The organism is Vibrio sp. 2033, from assembly GCF_033339735.1.
On record NZ_JAWOVC010000443.1, the window covers coordinates 1 to 646 of the forward strand.

The window sequence follows — 646 nt, forward strand, 5'->3', positions numbered from 1 at the left end:
GAGCTGTGAACAAGGTGTTCTGTGAGTTTGGAGTCCAGTCTGCTTGAGATACGTGCGGTACGTTAACTAGGTAACGCAAACCTTGATAAGTCACCACATCGCCTTGTTTGTATGAAACATTCTGAGTCCAATTAGTTGCTGGATCCGCATTCGTCCACAAGCTAGATGTTGGTGATGGCGCCCAATCTTGTTGCGCTGTATGGCTTGTTACTGCTTGATATACCGTACCGAGGTGTAGAACGTAGTCGCCGGCGCTGTAGTTGTTACCAACTTGCCAGTTCGGTGTGTAGTTATCCATGGTATCGAAGACATAACCAGCCTGTTTGGCTAGCTGGATAAACTTCGCGAGCTTCGGTAGGTTTTGAGTTGCACCCATGCCACGTTTACCGTCTTCAAACAGGAACTCGTGAGTTAGTACAATAACTTTATCGGCATGCAAAGGTGTACCACATGGGAACTCTTGTGCTTTGGAGTTGATAGGGTTAATTGTCGTAGGCGCACAAGTATTTAGCGCGGAATCGACATACCCAAGGAATGGTTCAGCTTCTGTAAGGCTGTTTGCTGGCATCGCAATGCCCCAGTTTTCAGGGGCCCAATCCACATCCCAACCGTGAGTTTGATAGCCGTTATTCGCTAGGATATTTTG

General features: G+C 47.5%; 1 protein-coding gene. It reads right to left on the bottom strand.

The window, feature by feature from the left end; genetic code table 11:
* The coding region (locus tag R7P74_RS27085; RefSeq protein ID WP_336624120.1) for a carbohydrate-binding protein at positions 1–646 on the bottom strand (646 nt) is incomplete at both ends.